We start from the raw sequence: 15923 nt of genomic DNA, 5'->3' as shown, positions 1-15923 counted from the left end.
TTCTGATTTTGATATCAAAAGATATCGAATTGACTGTGCTGAAATAAACAAAGTTTATTTCCGTTGGTCACTCAGTTTAATTAAGTCTAAATTTTGTTACGCTTTAAAAGCGTATGTTAGAACTTAATCTGTACGAGTGCCCACACAGATGATTGCTTAAATTTTTAAAGAACAGTGCAAACAACCTTGTGTTTACCGCGACGCTTCGTCGCTGTTAGGGCTGCGTATGTTACGCTTTCCTAATTTTTTGTCAACACTTAATTTTGATTATTTTCTTTTTATTCTGAAAACGTTCAAAACTCAGTTTTACTTGACTCAACTAACTCGTGATTCGCTGCTATGCTGCGTCGTTCCCCGTGTTGGTGGAGGCGCATTATAGAGAGATTTGATTTGAGCGCAACCCCTTTTTTAAAGAAAGTTTGCAAATTTGGTGCGTTAGCTCATTTAGCGAACAAAAGTGGCGTTTTATTAACAAAAACGCCATATTTTTACGCTTTAGTTAACCGCTATGTGTAAAGTTTGACCGCCTTTACGTGCATACTCGCACTCGGCTTCGAGTTCTGCTTGCATTAGCGGGTGCTGGCTAAACCATATATGTGGAATAACAATTGATAGATCATTATTTGATGTAACTAACTTTAATTCAGGTAGTACGTCGTCTTTTCGACGCATACTTAATATAACGGATAGACGTAATATGTGGAGCAACTTAGATGTCACATCCGAAAAGCAGCCTAATGACTCAAAGTTTAACTTGTCGATATCTTCTTTGTGATACTTAACTAAAAAAACAACACGGTTTTTCTGTGCCTTGGTAAAACCTGGCATATCAGTATTCGTCATTATGTATGCGCCATGTTGACCATACTTTTTATAACCAATTAATAAGCCTGTTTCATGTAACTTCGCAGCAGCGTCCAGAATCGATAAGTCTTCATCATTCAACTGCCAATCATCTTTTACTTGCTTTGCGAATAAAAGTGCGACGTCCGCGACACGTTGTGATTGTGTTGCATCAATATGATAACGGCTGATAAAGCTTTGAACTGTGCGCTCTCTAATATCGCTATTATGTAGCTCCGGGATCATGGAGTACAAGACTCCCTCCCTTAATGCACCACCAGCAAGCCCCATTACTTCAATATCTAAACTTTCAAATAATGCGATTAAAATTGAAAGACCCGATGCAAATACAAGTTTTCGTTCTTGCATTAATCCAGGAAGGTCGAGTTTATCAATCGATTTGTATAAAACAGCTTGGTGTTTAATGGCATTCAGTTTATCAAGCGTCAGTAAATCATCTTGCCTTTGTGCAATCATGATTTCCTGAATAGCTTGAACCGTACCGGATGCCCCCGACACACTTAACCAACCAAGTTGTTTATACTCAGCCACTACAGGCGCAATAACTTCTTTTGCTGCATTTGTTGCGGCTTCAAAATTATCATGCGTTAACAAGCCATTTTCAAAGTACTTTTCAAGATAGGTTACACAACCCATATTTAGGCTTTTATATAAAAGAGGATCAAAGCCATCGCCAATCACCACTTCTGTACTGGCACCACCGATATCAATAACCAGTTGTTTACCGAGTGTTGATGAAGTGTGCGCCACCCCTTTATAGATTGTTTTTGCTTCTTCTTCACCACTGATTACGCGAATTGGATGACCGAGAATTAGCTCTGCTTTTTCGACAAATTGCTGTGCATTTGCCGCTAAGCGTAATGTAGCTGTAGCAACAATCGTAATATTATCTTTCGGAATATCTTGAAGTCGCTCAGCAAAAAGGGAAAGACATTCCCACCCTCTTTGCATGGCTTCAATGCTTAACTGGCTATTTTCATCCAGCCCTGCCGCTAATCTTACCTTTCGTTTAACACGTCCAATTGTTTGCAAGTCGCCTGCTACGGCTTTGGCTATTAACATATGAAAACTGTTAGAGCCTAAATCTATAACGGCATAACAGTTCTGATCATTTGCTTTATCAACGGTTAGCATTGATACCTCAAAAAACTACTAACTATGAGCTCTTCTTTGAGCTGGTTTATTTGAGCGTCGGTTATTTTGATTTGGACGCTTTGCACGGTTATAACGCGGCTTAGGAATGTCGTCTAACAATGCTGTTTTATCATAATGTGACAATGGGATCGCATGGTCAATATACTCTTCAATTGGCTGAAGGTTGTATGCATATTGCTCACAAGCAAAGCTAATGGCATGACCATAAGCACCTGCACGACCAGTTCGACCGATGCGGTGAACATAATCTTCACAATCATCAGGTAAGTCAAAGTTAAACACATGACTTACTGCATCAATGTGTAATCCACGTGCGGCAACATCGGTCGCAACTAAAAAGTCTAAATGACCATCAGTAAACTGCTTTAAAATTGAAATACGTTTTTTCTGATTAACGTCGCCCGTAAGTAAACCTACACGGTGCCCGTCTGCTTTCATCCACTGATATACGTTTTCACACATATGTTTTGTATTAGCAAATACAATTGCTTTATCCGGCCACTCTTCTTCTATTAATGTAAGAAGAAGTGGAATTTTATCGTCTTGAGATGTGTGGAAAAGCTCTTCTTGAATGCGCTGATTAGTTTTTTGCTCAGGCTCAACCTGCACATGAATCGGATTGGTCATATGCTCAAACGCTAATTCTTGTACGCGGTATGAAAGTGTAGCCGAGAACAGTAAATTTAAACGCTCTGTCGCTTCAGGCATGCGGCGCAGTAAATAGCGAATATCTTTAATAAAGCCAAGATCGAACATACGGTCAGCTTCATCAAGTACTACAACTTCGATATCGTTTAGGCTGTAATTGCCCTGCTTATATAGATCGATCAATCGGCCTGTTGTGCCAATTAAAATATCTACACCTTTTTCTAACTGTGCCTGTTGTTTTTCATATTCCTCGCCACCATATACAATGCCAAGGTTAAGTTTACAGTCGGGTGCAAATATTTTTGCATCGTTATAAATCTGTAACGCTAACTCCCGAGTAGGCGCCATAATAAGCGCTCTTGGGTGTTTACTTGCCCCTTTACTATTGACCAATAAGTGGTGACAAGTCGCAGCTAAAAACGCAATGGTTTTACCTGTACCAGTTTGAGCTTGCCCTGCAATATCTCGTTTTTGTAGTGCATAAGGTAAACTTTTTGCCTGAATTGGCGTACAAAGTTCAAAGCCTTTGCGAGTAAGTCCGGCAACCACTTCCGGCGCAATATCAAAGTCGGCAAACTTTGTTTCGGTTAAATGTGTCTTATTCATAGCGAATAAGCATAACGCTTAAACTTGCAATAAGAAACAATAGTGTTTAAATACGCTATAAATAAATTCGCGAAAATTATCGGAGAACCCAATGAGCGATAAAATTATCCAACTAACAGACGATAGCTTTGAGTCTGATGTAGTTAATGCTAGCGGCCCTGTACTAGTTGATTTTTGGGCTGAGTGGTGTGGTCCTTGTAAAATGATCGCGCCAATTCTTGATGAAGTAGCAGAAGAATTTGCTGGTCGTGTAACGATCGGTAAATTAAACATTGACCAAAACTCTGGCACGCCGCCAAAGTTTGGTATTCGTGGTATTCCTACATTACTACTGTTCAAAGACGGTCAAGTTGCTGCAACTAAAGTTGGTGCACTATCTAAAACTCAACTAGTTGAGTTTTTAGAAGAGAACGCATAAGAAAAAGGCTGGTTTAACCAGCCTTTTTTCATTTTTGCACTGATTATTTTTTATAAAGACTGGACGCTTTTAACAAGAGCTGCTATTTTCTACATCATATTTATCCTAAGTAATTATTCATTATTACTTCCACTCAAAAACCTTGAGAATAAAATATTAAAGAACCCACCAATATGCATTTACGCGAACTTAAAAATAAGTCGATTAACGAACTTGTAAAACTAGCTGAGTCCATGGGACTTGAAAATGTAGGCCGCTTAAGAAAACAAGACATTATTTTTGCCATTTTAAAAGCTCACGCAAAGAGCGGCGAAAACATCTATGGCGGTGGCGTATTAGAAATACTTCAAGATGGATTTGGCTTCCTTCGTTCTTTCGAAGCCTCTTATTTAGCTGGGCCAGATGATATCTATGTATCGCCTAGCCAAATCAGACGCTTTAGTTTACGTACTGGTGACACAATTAATGGATTAATTCGTCCGCCAAAAGATGGCGAACGTTATTTCGCACTACTTAAAGTTAATGAAGTAAACTTCGACAAGCCAGAAAACTCTCGTACTAAGATCCTTTTCGAAAACTTAACACCACTTCACGCAAACGACCGTTTACGTATGGAACGTGGTAATGGTAGTACTGAAGATATCACAACCCGTGTAATCGATTTAGCAGCGCCAATTGGTAAAGGACAACGTGGTCTATTAGTAGCTCCGCCAAAAGCGGGTAAAACAATGTTGCTACAAAACATTGCACAGTCTATTAGCTCAAACCACCCTGAGTGTGAGCTTATCGTTTTACTTATCGATGAGCGTCCTGAAGAAGTTACCGAAATGCAACGCCTTGTAAAAGGTGAAGTAGTTGCTTCAACGTTCGACGAACCAGCAAGCCGTCACGTACAAGTTGCCGAAATGGTAATTGAAAAAGCGAAACGCTTAGTAGAGCACAAAAAAGACGTAGTTATTCTACTTGATTCAATTACGCGTTTAGCACGTGCCTACAACACCGTAATCCCTTCATCAGGTAAAGTACTTACTGGTGGTGTTGATGCCAATGCACTACATAAGCCTAAGCGTTTCTTCGGTGCAGCGCGCAACGTTGAACAAGGCGGTAGCTTAACGATTATTGCTACAGCGCTTATCGATACTGGCTCTAAGATGGATGAAGTTATCTACGAAGAGTTTAAAGGTACTGGTAATATGGAATTACACCTTAACCGTAAGATAGCGGAAAAACGTGTATTCCCAGCAATCGACTTCAACCGCTCAGGTACACGTCGTGAAGAACTACTTACCAAAGCTGACGAACTTCAGAAGATGTGGATTCTCCGTAAGATCGTACACGAAATGTCAGAGATCGACGCAATGGAATTCTTAATTGATAAACTTGCTATGTGTAAGACCAATGACGAATTCTTCGATTCAATGAAACGAAAGTAATTGCATCATAATTTAAAAAACGCCAGCACTTAGCTGGCGTTTTTATTTGCCCAATACAAAATCTGTTCTATAACTATTATACACTTAGAGTTAAATTTCAGATTTATGCAAATACATAAACTACTCTTTCCAAGCATAATAATTTTTGCACTGTGCTCGCTATTAATCCTGTTTTTAGCTGAAGCCTCTACCCTATACTTAGTACTGCAAAGTATTATGTCGCTGGTTATTATTGGTATATTTGGATACAGCCAAAAAAGTAAAAAAGCCGACGCAAGCTTTCTAACATCCTTCTCTCAAGCAGTTGCTAACCCAACAAAAGTAAACATCAAATTTCGCTTTCAAAATAACGGCAATACAGACTATGCCGAAGAATGCACCTATATTGATAACTGGCTTGAAGTAATGGACCATCTAATTACTGAGGTATATGCATCATCAGCACGGTTATATCCAATGGCAAATGAGCTAAAAGATACGTACAGTTCGATAATGCAAAAAGCAACAATGCAGCATAGCCATGGCGAGACACTCGGGCAATCAATGTCCGCCATGGTGGAAGTATCCGCCCAATTAGATGAAAATTTGGTTTTAATTTACCAAGCGGTAACAAACGCCAACGACTCCGTAAAGCAAACACGCGCCGATGCAGATCTTAGCCAACAAAGCCTATCATCGCTAGCAACTAAGATTGAAAAAACCGGCGAACAACTTGAACAACTAAAAAAAGACAGTGACCAAATTACGTCGATTATTGAAGTTATCAACTCCATTGCCGAACAAACCAATTTACTTGCTCTTAATGCCGCCATAGAAGCAGCTCGCGCCGGCGAACAAGGGCGTGGTTTTGCAGTAGTAGCCGATGAAGTGCGTAACCTTGCCGCACGCACCAGCGAATCGACCAAAGAAGTTAGTGCCATGGTAAGTCGCATTCAATCTGGCACTGACTTAGTACATCAGTTAATGATGAAAGCACATGAAGAGACTCAGCAAACAGTCAATTTATCGCAGCAGGCAAACTTAGAAATAGACCAAATAGATCACGCCATGAATGAGATTCACTCGTTATCTGAACAAATACAGCAACAGGTAAAACAACAAAGATCCGCGTCAGACGATGCACAATCATCGGTTTATGCCATGATAGAATTAAATACTGATGCACTTTCAAACTCTAAAATCCAATCGGTTACCAGTGATGATTTACTTAACTTAGCCACCAGCTTACGAGAAAAGCTCGAGCTGTTTGATTTTAATGATAAAGAGTGGAATACCAGTACACGAACTAAACTGCGGCGAGAGAGCGCTGAAGCGCCTAGCGAAGTGGGTGAAATAGACTTATTTTAGTAATTTTACGCACTCAATTAACTTTGAGTGCGTAAAAACATAATCTCAGATTAACCAGCAAAGAACTGGTTAATTAAAAGATTAGCTTATTTAACAACTGTGATATCAATTGTTTCTGATTTACCACGATAACTAGAAATTAAGGTAAACGAGCCCGTTTTCGAGCTTGATGCACTCACTTCTAAATACGCTTCATTAGTACCTAACTTCTTAAATTGTGATGTAACTAAGTCGGTACCAGAAAATGACCAACCAGCAAACTCCGATACGTTAAAGTCGTCAGATACGTCTGCTAGATCTGCAAATGCCTGCAAAGATACTTTTGCACCTTGTTTAATACTAATGCTCTCGGCACCGGTATTAATCTTTAAGCCATTTAATGTTGAATCACCAGTTACTTCAACAGTAACTTGTGCCTGTTGACCACCACAAGTAGCAAACACATTCGTCGTGCCCGATGTTAGTGCCACAATATTGCCTTGTACCTCAGATTCATTTGAAACTGCAGCAACAGCACTATCACTCGCAGCCCAAATAGCGCTGTTTGAAATAATATGTGTATCACCATTCAATAAGGTTAGCTGAGGTTTAAGTGACTCACGTTGAGCAAGCTCCATAGCTAGGCTTTCAATATTATTATCTGAATGTTGAATCGTAAGCGCGCTTAATTGAGCAATTGATGTTGAAAACGAGTCACTGCCAGTTACACCATCAGTGTGCTTTGCGGTAATAATCAGCTCTTCACTGTCTTCTGCTGAAGTAGATAGTAGACCGTTAGTATCAACACGAGCTGTCGCTGACCCTGCTAGCTGCCAAGTTAATAAATTTGTATCTGGAGCACTTACATAACCATCTTGATATGTAATTGTCGCAGCGAGTTGCGCATCAACACAGGTAGTAACTTGATTGCTGTCAGAGTTTTTAAGAACAACATCTAACGCCGTTGCTTTACTATTGCTAATTGAAAGCTCGGTTGTTGCTTCAATATCATTGATAGTTGTTGCTGTAAAAGTCACTAACCCTTGATTATCTTCAAGCGTTTTTACTGCAGTTACCAAACCACTTGAGTTGATAGTAGCAACATCAGTATTTGATGAAACCCACGTTACCTCTTTTGAAACGTCTCGAACATCACCTTTAGAATCTGTACCCATCGCAACTAGTTGATGAGTTTGTCCCGGACGTAAACGAATATCGTTACCAGTAAATTCGATGCTTTCGATAATAGTACCATTTGCACGCTGCGACTCTAATTTAACTGCTTTAACCAACGCAGCAGGATCGTCTGATTCGCTGCACCCCGAAAGTACAACTGCGGTCGCTAACGCTAAAGGTAATAATTTAAACTTTTTCATATGCAATTCCCTTTAAAATGTATAGCTTACGCCAAGTGTATAATTTGCTAGTTTTAAGTCTGAATCGGAATGCAATACTTGGTATCCCAAGCGGACTTTAATCTCTTCAAAACTAGGGATTTCTTGATTCAAACCTATGCCCCAAGCAAAACCATTGTAACTATCAATGTTGTTATATGTTTCTTCTGGGCCTGTTACAGCAATGTCATTCCAGCTCCAGCCCAGTAAAATGTCAGCACTAAAACCATAAGATGCGGGTGACTCAAAACGACCAAATAGAGAATACGATTTATCTAGCTCGAAGTTCATACGATACAAGTTATCATCCGTACTTGAAACTGCCACCTGTCCTTCTAAAAAAATACCGTCGAAAAATTCGTAACCTGCTTTTAAATTCACAGCATTTGGGTTCACCGTTTCATCCGCGATTTCAAAATCGTTATACGCGTAATCTAATCCAACATAGATATCATTCGCTGCAAAAGCTGAGCCGCAAAAAAGCAGAGCACTTGTAAAGATTAAAGATTTCATAAAAATCCTTTTTGTATAATTGTGTCCCCATTCTATTGAATGCTAAACCAAAAAGCACCCTCAGAAGTATAAACAATTGTAACCATGTATTCGGGAATACAATTGCCCGTAAGTTGCGCAAAAGGTTATACTATCACCAATCAATTTTTATTATTAAAAGCCTGACAATACTATGAAATATAAAGACCTCAGGGACTTTATCGAACTGTTAGAAAAGAAAGGTCAGCTAAAACGTATCAAGCAAGAAATTGATACCTACTTAGAGATGACCGAAATAGCCGACCGCACTTTGCGTGCAAAAGGCCCTGCACTACTTTTCGAAAATCCAAAAGGCTATTCTATTCCTGTACTTGCTAATCTATTTGGCACACCTGAGCGTGTTGCTTTAGGTATGGGGCAAGAAGATGTATCTGAACTAAGAGAAGTTGGTAAGCTTTTAGCCTTTTTAAAAGAGCCTGAGCCACCAAAAGGCATTAAAGATGCGCTAAGCCAACTACCTGTGTTTAAACAAGTACTCAATATGCCACCAAAAGAAGTTAAGAAAGCACCATGCCAACAAGTGATTGTTGAAGGTAATGATGTTGATTTAACTAAGCTACCAATCCAACACTGTTGGCCTGGCGATGCTGCGCCACTAATTACTTGGGGCTTGACAGTTACGAAAGGACCTTATAAAAAGCGCCAAAATTTGGGCATTTACCGCCAACAATTACTTGGTAAAAACAAAATCATTATGCGCTGGTTATCACACCGTGGCGGCGCGCTCGATTACCAAGAATGGTGTAAAGAACACCCAGGTGAACCTTATCCTGTCTCGGTAGCACTTGGGGCCGACCCTGCAACCATTTTAGGGGCAGTAACCCCTGTACCTGATACCCTTAGCGAATACGCTTTTGCCGGTTTATTGCGTGGCAGCAAAACAGAAGTGGTAAAGTCAATTTCGAACGACTTGCAAGTTCCTGCTAGCGCCGAGTTTGTATTAGAAGGTTATATTGAACAGGGCGAGATGGCACCAGAGGGGCCTTATGGCGACCACACTGGTTATTATAACGAAGTTGATGACTTCCCAGTCATGACAGTAACCCATATTACACACCGTAAAGACCCTATCTATCACAGCACCTATACTGGCCGTCCACCTGATGAGCCTGCTATTTTAGGTGTCGCACTTAACGAAGTGTTTGTACCAATTTTGCAAAAGCAATTCCCTGAAATTGTGGATTTCTACTTGCCACCTGAAGGTTGTTCTTACCGTATGGCCGTGGTCACCATGAAAAAACAATATCCAGGTCATGCAAAACGCGTAATGATGGGTGTTTGGTCATTCTTACGTCAATTCATGTATACTAAGTTCGTTATTGTGTGTGATGATGACGTGAATGCGCGCGACTGGAACGATGTAATTTGGGCAATTACTACGCGCATGGATCCTGCCCGCGATACCACAATGATTGAAAATACCCCAATTGATTATCTCGACTTTGCCTCACCTATTTCTGGCTTAGGATCAAAAATGGGGCTTGATGCCACCAACAAATGGCCAGGCGAAACCGACCGCGAATGGGGCGAACCCATCGTAATGGACGATAAAGTCAAACAACGTGTTGATGAAATTTGGGATTCACTCAACATTTTAGAAAAGTAACGCAGTTAAACTTGCGTCGTGAAAAGGTTTAAAAATGCAATTAGTTAAAGCAAACGTGGTAAGCATTACTCCATTAACAGAGTTTGTTTATAAGGTTGAACTAAAACCAAGTGAGCCAGTGTCATTTGAAGCAGGTCACTACCTGCAACTGGTATTGGGTGAAAAGGATAAGCGTGCATTCTCAATCGCAAGCCGCCCAAGCCAAACAGAGCTATTAGAATTACATATCGGTGCATCAGAAGAAAACAGCTATGCTATGCAAGCGCTGGATCACCTAAAAGAGCACTTTGCGAATAATACGCAAGCTGAGCTTGAAGTGGGCTTAGGCATTTCACAACTACGCACTGAATCTGAGCTGCCACTTGTGTTACTTGCCGGCGGCACAGGTTTTTCATACGTAAAATCAATGGCCGATCACCTTGCTGAAATCAAATCAACACGCCCTGTGTTCTTTTACTGGGGTGTACGCGATGAGTCAGCACTTTACGCAAAAGATGAAATGGAAAAGTGGGCTGCAAGCCAAGCTAACTTCAACTTTATTCCTGTAGTAGAGCACGCAACTGACACATGGCAAGGTCACACAGGCTATGTGCATAAAGCTGTAATGAAAGACATTGTTTCGCTAGAGCCTTATGAAATCTATATGGCAGGTCGCTTCGATATGATTGGCCCTGTACGTGATGACTTTATTAATCACGGCGCAATTCGCGAAAACATGTATGCAGATGCCTTTGCATTCATCAAATAATACGAATGCAATTTACTAAAAGGAGCCATTTGGCTCCTTTTTTATTTTCGAGATCATTTGCTACTGACACTCCCTGACACAACAGCCTGATTAAATAACGTCATCATTTCAAAGGAGACAAATGATGAGTAACGTAATCGAAATCGTAAACTTTAAATTAGCAGAAACCACCCAAGCCGCAGAGTTCACAGCTGCTAATAACGCATTGCAGCAATTCCTCAATAACCAAACTGGTGTGCTATACCGCTCACTTGCCAAACAACAAAGCGACAATATTTACGTTGATGTGGTTTACTTTGCCACCATGGCAGATGCTAAACGTGTGCAAGAAGCATTTTATGAAAATGAAATTTGCCAGCAATTTGCCAAGTTAATTGAAAAAGAAAGTGTTATTTTGGAACACTACGATGTAGTGTCACAAACACCTTGTGACGCATAATTAACACGTAAAGCGCATTAAATTAAGGAAATATGGTGCATAAATCTGAGCGTTTATTTCAACTGGTTAACTTACTTAAAGGCCGCCGCCTTGCTGTAACCGCCAAACAGCTTGCAGATAAACTAAACGTATCTGAGCGCACCATTTACCGCGATATTCAACATTTACAAACATCGGGCGTGCCTATCGAAGGCGAAGCTGGCATTGGGTACTTAATCGCTGAATGTGACCTGCCACCCATGATGTTTACCCTCGAAGAGCTGCAAGCCTTAATGCTAGGCAGCCGCATGGTTAGCGAATGGACGGATCCTGTTTTAGCCGATAAAGCCCATTCTGCACTCGCTAAAATTGAAGCGGTATTACCAAGTAGCTTAAAACAAAAAGTGGATGATCTGCCCTATTTAGTATCGGGTTGGAGTCACAACCAAGCGCAACAAGCCTTTACCCTCACCTTACGCCAAGGCATAGAGCAACACCGTTGTGTAAAAATTGATTATTCCGATGCCAAGCAGCAAACCACCACCCGCCTTGTTGAACCTTTAGGCATGGTGTATTGGGGTGGCAAATGGACGTTAATCACTTTTTGCCGCTTACGAAACGACTATCGTGAATTTCGCATAGACCGCATTCAAGCGGTATCACTTACGGAACTGACTTTTGCCACCCATGGTGATAAATCGCTAGCGCATTATGTGAAGCTAGTGCAGGAGAAGTATGGGTGACGAAAGACCGAAGCAACGCTCCGCAGCTTAAGGAAGTGAGGTCATGGATGACCGATGGAACCAAGTTTCATGGATGAATTTTAAAAATGCTAATCTCCCTTTCGAATTCCTCTGCACCATGAAGCAACGCGCTAATCATCCCTGTACGCTTTCTAACTCAAAGTCTCTGTCTAGCATTATACACTTAAACTTTGTTTTCAGGTTTAATTAATAGGCGAAAGAGTAAACCTAAGAATCAATCAAGTACTCGGCGAGGAAGTTAGTTTAATAAAGTCAAATAAAAAACCTCTTACCCCTGTTTTTATATGCTGATCAAAGAGCTATGAGCTATGAGCTATGAGCTATGAGCTATTTTATTTAGCCAAAAAATTGATTGACAGAAAAGTAATATGCACCTAGATTATCTTGTACCTATTTTGGAAATTTAACAAGGAATTTAGTTAATGAAAATATTAATAAACACTATTTTGGGGATTTTGCTGTTTGTTGGTAATGTTTCGTATCAAGGAAATAACGTTTCAGTAACCAATGTCGCCTTTGCATATTGGGGGGATGGCGATGATGATGGTTCCGAAGTTCCACCTCGAGCAGCCCAATTATTTTGTAATGATCAATCGGCTGAAGCCTATACTAGTTGTTACAATTCAGGAGTTTCTGCTATCGGAGGGTTAACTGCAGGTTGCGCAATAGTTGCTGCACTACTAAATCCACTTGCGGGAGCCATAGGCGCAACAATTTGCTTCTCTTCCGGCTTAGAAGCAAATGAAAAGCTTACAACTGCTTGTGATAATCATGCCACAGAAGTCTGGAATAGATGCATGTATGTGTAGTTTGAGTTACCTGCATGAAAAAACTATTTATCCTCATTGCAATAATAGCTATTTCAAGCGCAGCCTTGATTATAAAAAAGCAAAAGAGCACTGACCAAGTTGTTTATAAGCAAGTTAAAAATAAGCTAATACACAGTGAGGATGCTTCACAAAGCATAAGTATTGCAAACGTTCTATTGGATTATAAAAAAGACACTTATAACTGTGATATCGAAGTTAACACCCTACTTTCCGAGAATGAAGACAAGTGGAACTCAATCAGAAATGATATAAACACATACTTTAAAAGAATGCCATTTTCTGAAGGCATAATGGATCTATTGTTTATAGTAACAGATTATGGCCTTTACAAAGGCAGGTTGCTAGTAAATCAAGAGAATTACCAAATATTATCCCCATACTATAATAAAATTGAAGCAAAAGTAGTTCTAAGTCCGGTCAAAACTAAGAAGTTAGTCGATGAATTATTGTTCTCATATCAGTTATTTTTTCAAAGATATGAAGTTGATGATTTAAGAAATAAATACTTCACCAGTAATGATATATTAGATTTTTGGGGAACTGTTGCAAGCGCAACCAATGACTTTAGCTTGTTGAATGAAATTACTCTAGAATTAATTAACTTAGGTTATAAATTCACGGCTTCAGATCTTTCTATCGCAACTTATAAAATGTACCCAGAAGATTTTTTGAATTTGTTGATTAATAATTCAGATGTAGATCTATCATCTAGTATAGATGTAATGGGAAGGAAAAGGAGTTTAGCATTTGTAGCAGCTAAGGCAGGTAATGTCGATGCATTAAAACTGTTTATTAATATGGGGGTGACTCTAAGACCGGACAAGCTTTCTTGGTCAACTTTAGACGCAGCTACTTATTATCGAAAAAAAGGGTCTTTGGATCAAATAACTTACATGAAAATGATGGATATTTTAGGAGAGAGGTCAGTATTTAACAAAAAACACTTGTTTGAATATGCAAAAAAGAACTTATCAGGAAAACAAATTGTAAAATATGAGCCTTTGAAAATAAGCACGACAGAGAATATCCAGTTACAGCATGGTATAGATAGTATATTAACACTAGACTCAATTAATAACCGTCTAAGTAAAAATTGTTTGCCATTGCTGATGAATCAAATTGATAATAAGTTCGATCAGCTTTTAACTGTTAAAAATCAAAAGCATGTTATGGATAATTCCTTAGTCCAAAAAGAAGCGGAAAGTTCTGAACAAGAATTATTTGGTATTGGAGGGCTAACAGGTAAGAGAGCTGTTAGAGCTCAAAGAACACTAAACTTAAAAGAGAAAGCTGAAAAACATTTTAAAAAATTGAAAGATACCGATTTAGAATTTTTGCAAAGCCTTAAGTCAACATTAGATACTGATAACACGATCAAAACCTTGACTGAAACGCTGAAATCAGAAAAAGAAGCAATCGACATAACCCTTATAATAGCAACTCAGCAGGGGAATCTAAAAGTAATTCAAGAAACACTTGCTCTTGGTGCAACCATACCCGAAAATATTTGGTTTTACATTGCATCTTCTGGAAGTGAACAAGTCGCTCATTTATTAGTGCAGCATGGGGCCTCTATAAATAACGCTGACTCGTCCAATCTAAGACCTCTACATTATTCAATTATGCTACAGTCGAAAGCTGTTTTTTTGTATTTGTTAAATGCAAATGCAAGCCCTTATGCTGCAGATGTATATGGAATGGATGGCTTGGATTTATCTTTGGAAATATTTCCTCAAATAGACCTTAATGCTTTTTATACGAAAAAGCTAGTTGATAGTAGACACATAATTTCTAAATCTCATTTACAAAGAGTTAAAGAAATAAAAGTAAAGAGTATCAGCGATTATTTTAAGCTGATCAAGCAGGTACCTAATCTAGAGCTTTACGAATAAGAGTTCTATAACGCTTTTGGGATTTTAAGTACATTTAATATAACTGTAAACGAAAGTTAAGCCTTCTTGGTAGTTATTAAATTTTAAAATAATATTGATTTGGATGTAATAAACTCAAATGCCTCAGACAGTCTTTAAATGGAAAGAGGGATCTTGTAATAAAAAAGTAACATAAAGCCCAAGGATGGGCTTTTAAGGAATACAGGGAGGCGTGTGTTATTTTGAAAAATGACGCTATAGCATTACGCGTATTTCCCCATTAACACTTTACGCTCGCTATCGCTTAAAAACGCGATTTGTAATGCGTTCTTTTGTGCTTGCGTGATTTCTGCCTGTGTTAAACCTGCTTGTGGTGCTGCCACCTCAAATTCGTGGCGAATTTCAATATTACTTACACTTGGGTCATCCGTATTAATTGTAGCTAAAATACCATGTGCTAAAAACTGTTTTAGTGGGTGCGTTGCCATTGATGCAACTGTGCTGGTTTGAATATTACTGGTTAAGCACGATTCCACACCAATTTGGTGATCGCGTAGGTAATCCATCAGTGCGACGTCTTCAATTGCTTTTACACCGTGGCCAATACGTGTTGCGCCAAGCTCTTTAATTGCATGCCAAATGCTTTCGCTGCCTGCGGCTTCACCTGCATGAGTGGTAATTTGTAAACCTGCATCGCGTGCTTGTTTAAAATGACCTTCAAATAAGTTACCTGGGAAGCCAAGCTCATCACCCGCTAAATCGAGTGCAATAAGCTCATTTTTGTGCGCCAGTAAGCCATCAAGTTCCGCTTGGCATGCTTCAACACCAAAGGTGCGCGATAAAATACCAATCAACTTTGCTTGAACGCCCGTCTCGCGGCTACCCGCTTTTACGCCGTCAATTACCGCAGCAACTACATCTGCAATATTCAGGTTGTGGGTTTGCGCCATATAAAATGGGCTAAAACGCAGCTCAACATAATCAAGTCCCTGCCCTTTAGCATCAAACATATTTTCATAGGCAATGCGGCGGCATGCATCTAAATCGCCAAGCACTTTTACGCCCCAATCCAGTTTTTGTAAAAAGCCAAGTAAATCGGGCTCATTTTCAATTACTTGTACATGTGGGCGCAGCGACTCAACATCGCTTGCTGGCAAATCCATATTAAATTTTAGGCCAAGATCTAAAATGGTTTCTGAGCGAACATTTCCATCAAGGTGACGGTGTAAATCAAGAAGTGGAAGAGTTGAATCGATCATGGCTTGACCCTTAAAAATTTAAAATTGCGCG

General features: G+C 39.6%; 14 protein-coding genes. 9 read left to right on the top strand and 5 right to left on the bottom strand.

Annotated features, from left to right (window positions below):
* Positions 1-495: 495 nt before the first annotated feature.
* Together gppA and rhlB are read right to left on the bottom strand one after the other, a co-directional pair.
* Positions 496-1998 carry a guanosine-5'-triphosphate,3'-diphosphate diphosphatase gene (gppA, locus tag ACHSBP_RS02110; protein WP_010562306.1) on the bottom strand — a complete coding sequence of 501 codons (1503 nt, stop codon included), beginning with the start codon at positions 1996-1998 and terminating at the stop codon, positions 496-498.
* A gap of 18 nt (positions 1999-2016) precedes the next feature.
* Positions 2017-3273, bottom strand: coding sequence for an ATP-dependent RNA helicase RhlB (rhlB, locus tag ACHSBP_RS02105; protein ID WP_010562307.1), 1257 nt, complete (start codon positions 3271-3273; stop codon positions 2017-2019).
* Positions 3274-3364: 91 nt separating this feature from the next.
* On the opposite strand from rhlB, the gene trxA reads away from it, so the two are divergent.
* The 3 genes from trxA to ACHSBP_RS02090 all read left to right on the top strand — a co-directional run bounded on the left by trxA (position 3365) and on the right by ACHSBP_RS02090 (position 6471).
* Positions 3365-3691: a thioredoxin TrxA gene (trxA, locus tag ACHSBP_RS02100; RefSeq protein ID WP_010562308.1), complete on the top strand. Its 327-nt coding sequence runs from the start codon at positions 3365-3367 to the stop codon at positions 3689-3691.
* A 173-nt stretch (positions 3692-3864) separates the two neighbouring features.
* A complete protein-coding gene (rho, locus tag ACHSBP_RS02095; protein ID WP_010562309.1) occupies positions 3865-5124 on the top strand; it encodes a transcription termination factor Rho in 1260 nt (419 codons plus the stop codon).
* A gap of 216 nt (positions 5125-5340) precedes the next feature.
* A complete protein-coding gene (locus ACHSBP_RS02090) occupies positions 5341-6471 on the top strand; it encodes a methyl-accepting chemotaxis protein (RefSeq protein WP_233430442.1) in 1131 nt (376 codons plus the stop codon).
* A gap of 86 nt (positions 6472-6557) precedes the next feature.
* On the opposite strand, the gene ACHSBP_RS02085 is transcribed toward ACHSBP_RS02090, so the two are convergent.
* Both ACHSBP_RS02085 and ACHSBP_RS02080 read right to left on the bottom strand, forming a co-directional pair.
* A complete protein-coding gene (locus ACHSBP_RS02085; RefSeq protein ID WP_395388042.1) occupies positions 6558-7826 on the bottom strand; it encodes an Ig-like domain-containing protein in 1269 nt (422 codons plus the stop codon).
* A 12-nt stretch (positions 7827-7838) separates the two neighbouring features.
* The gene (locus tag ACHSBP_RS02080; RefSeq protein WP_010562312.1) at positions 7839-8357 is read right to left on the bottom strand and encodes an outer membrane beta-barrel protein; all 519 of its coding nucleotides are present in this window, start codon (positions 8355-8357) and stop codon (positions 7839-7841) included.
* A 172-nt stretch (positions 8358-8529) separates the two neighbouring features.
* Between ACHSBP_RS02080 and ubiD the strand changes: the two genes are divergently transcribed.
* From ubiD to ACHSBP_RS02050, 6 genes are all read left to right on the top strand, one after another.
* Positions 8530-10002 (top strand): 4-hydroxy-3-polyprenylbenzoate decarboxylase, encoded by a 1473-nt coding sequence (gene ubiD / locus ACHSBP_RS02075; protein ID WP_010562313.1) that lies wholly within the window; start codon positions 8530-8532, stop codon positions 10000-10002.
* A 34-nt stretch (positions 10003-10036) separates the two neighbouring features.
* Entirely contained in the window at positions 10037-10750 is a 714-nt protein-coding gene (gene fre / locus ACHSBP_RS02070; protein WP_010562314.1) for an NAD(P)H-flavin reductase, read from the top strand.
* Between the two features lie 121 nt (positions 10751-10871).
* Positions 10872-11189, top strand: a complete 318-nt coding sequence (locus ACHSBP_RS02065; RefSeq protein WP_040642321.1) for a hypothetical protein — start codon at positions 10872-10874, stop codon at positions 11187-11189.
* Between the two features lie 32 nt (positions 11190-11221).
* On the top strand, positions 11222-11911 hold the full coding sequence (locus tag ACHSBP_RS02060; protein WP_010562316.1) for a YafY family protein: 690 nt from the start codon (positions 11222-11224) through the stop codon (positions 11909-11911).
* Between the two features lie 443 nt (positions 11912-12354).
* Positions 12355-12741, top strand: coding sequence for a hypothetical protein (locus tag ACHSBP_RS02055; protein WP_010562317.1), 387 nt, complete (start codon positions 12355-12357; stop codon positions 12739-12741).
* A 14-nt stretch (positions 12742-12755) separates the two neighbouring features.
* On the top strand, positions 12756-14654 hold the full coding sequence (locus tag ACHSBP_RS02050) for an ankyrin repeat domain-containing protein (protein ID WP_395388041.1): 1899 nt from the start codon (positions 12756-12758) through the stop codon (positions 14652-14654).
* 242 nt (positions 14655-14896) lie between these two features.
* On the opposite strand, the gene add is transcribed toward ACHSBP_RS02050, so the two are convergent.
* Positions 14897-15892, bottom strand: coding sequence for an adenosine deaminase (add, locus tag ACHSBP_RS02045; RefSeq protein WP_010562319.1), 996 nt, complete (start codon positions 15890-15892; stop codon positions 14897-14899).
* Positions 15893-15923: the final 31 nt, after the last annotated feature.

Source organism: Pseudoalteromonas sp. XMcav1-K, assembly GCF_044005875.1.
Lineage (GTDB): Bacteria > Pseudomonadota > Gammaproteobacteria > Enterobacterales > Alteromonadaceae > Pseudoalteromonas > Pseudoalteromonas spongiae.
This window is presented reverse-complemented; position numbering and strand designations above follow the sequence as displayed.

Bases quoted from the DNA above. Each gene is read 5' to 3' on its own strand.
- gppA (WP_010562306.1), bottom strand. From the start codon at position 1,998: ATGCTAACCGTTGATAAAGCAAATGATCAGAACTGTTATGCCGTTATA.
- rhlB (WP_010562307.1), bottom strand. From the start codon at position 3,273: ATGAATAAGACACATTTAACCGAAACAAAGTTTGCCGACTTTGATATT.
- trxA (WP_010562308.1), top strand. From the start codon at position 3,365: ATGAGCGATAAAATTATCCAACTAACAGACGATAGCTTTGAGTCTGAT.
- rho (WP_010562309.1), top strand. From the start codon at position 3,865: ATGCATTTACGCGAACTTAAAAATAAGTCGATTAACGAACTTGTAAAA.
- ACHSBP_RS02090 (WP_233430442.1), top strand. From the start codon at position 5,341: ATGTCGCTGGTTATTATTGGTATATTTGGATACAGCCAAAAAAGTAAA.
- ACHSBP_RS02085 (WP_395388042.1), bottom strand. From the start codon at position 7,826: ATGAAAAAGTTTAAATTATTACCTTTAGCGTTAGCGACCGCAGTTGTA.
- ACHSBP_RS02080 (WP_010562312.1), bottom strand. From the start codon at position 8,357: ATGAAATCTTTAATCTTTACAAGTGCTCTGCTTTTTTGCGGCTCAGCT.
- ubiD (WP_010562313.1), top strand. From the start codon at position 8,530: ATGAAATATAAAGACCTCAGGGACTTTATCGAACTGTTAGAAAAGAAA.
- fre (WP_010562314.1), top strand. From the start codon at position 10,037: ATGCAATTAGTTAAAGCAAACGTGGTAAGCATTACTCCATTAACAGAG.
- ACHSBP_RS02065 (WP_040642321.1), top strand. From the start codon at position 10,872: ATGATGAGTAACGTAATCGAAATCGTAAACTTTAAATTAGCAGAAACC.
- ACHSBP_RS02060 (WP_010562316.1), top strand. From the start codon at position 11,222: ATGGTGCATAAATCTGAGCGTTTATTTCAACTGGTTAACTTACTTAAA.
- ACHSBP_RS02055 (WP_010562317.1), top strand. From the start codon at position 12,355: ATGAAAATATTAATAAACACTATTTTGGGGATTTTGCTGTTTGTTGGT.
- ACHSBP_RS02050 (WP_395388041.1), top strand. From the start codon at position 12,756: ATGAAAAAACTATTTATCCTCATTGCAATAATAGCTATTTCAAGCGCA.
- add (WP_010562319.1), bottom strand. From the start codon at position 15,892: ATGATCGATTCAACTCTTCCACTTCTTGATTTACACCGTCACCTTGAT.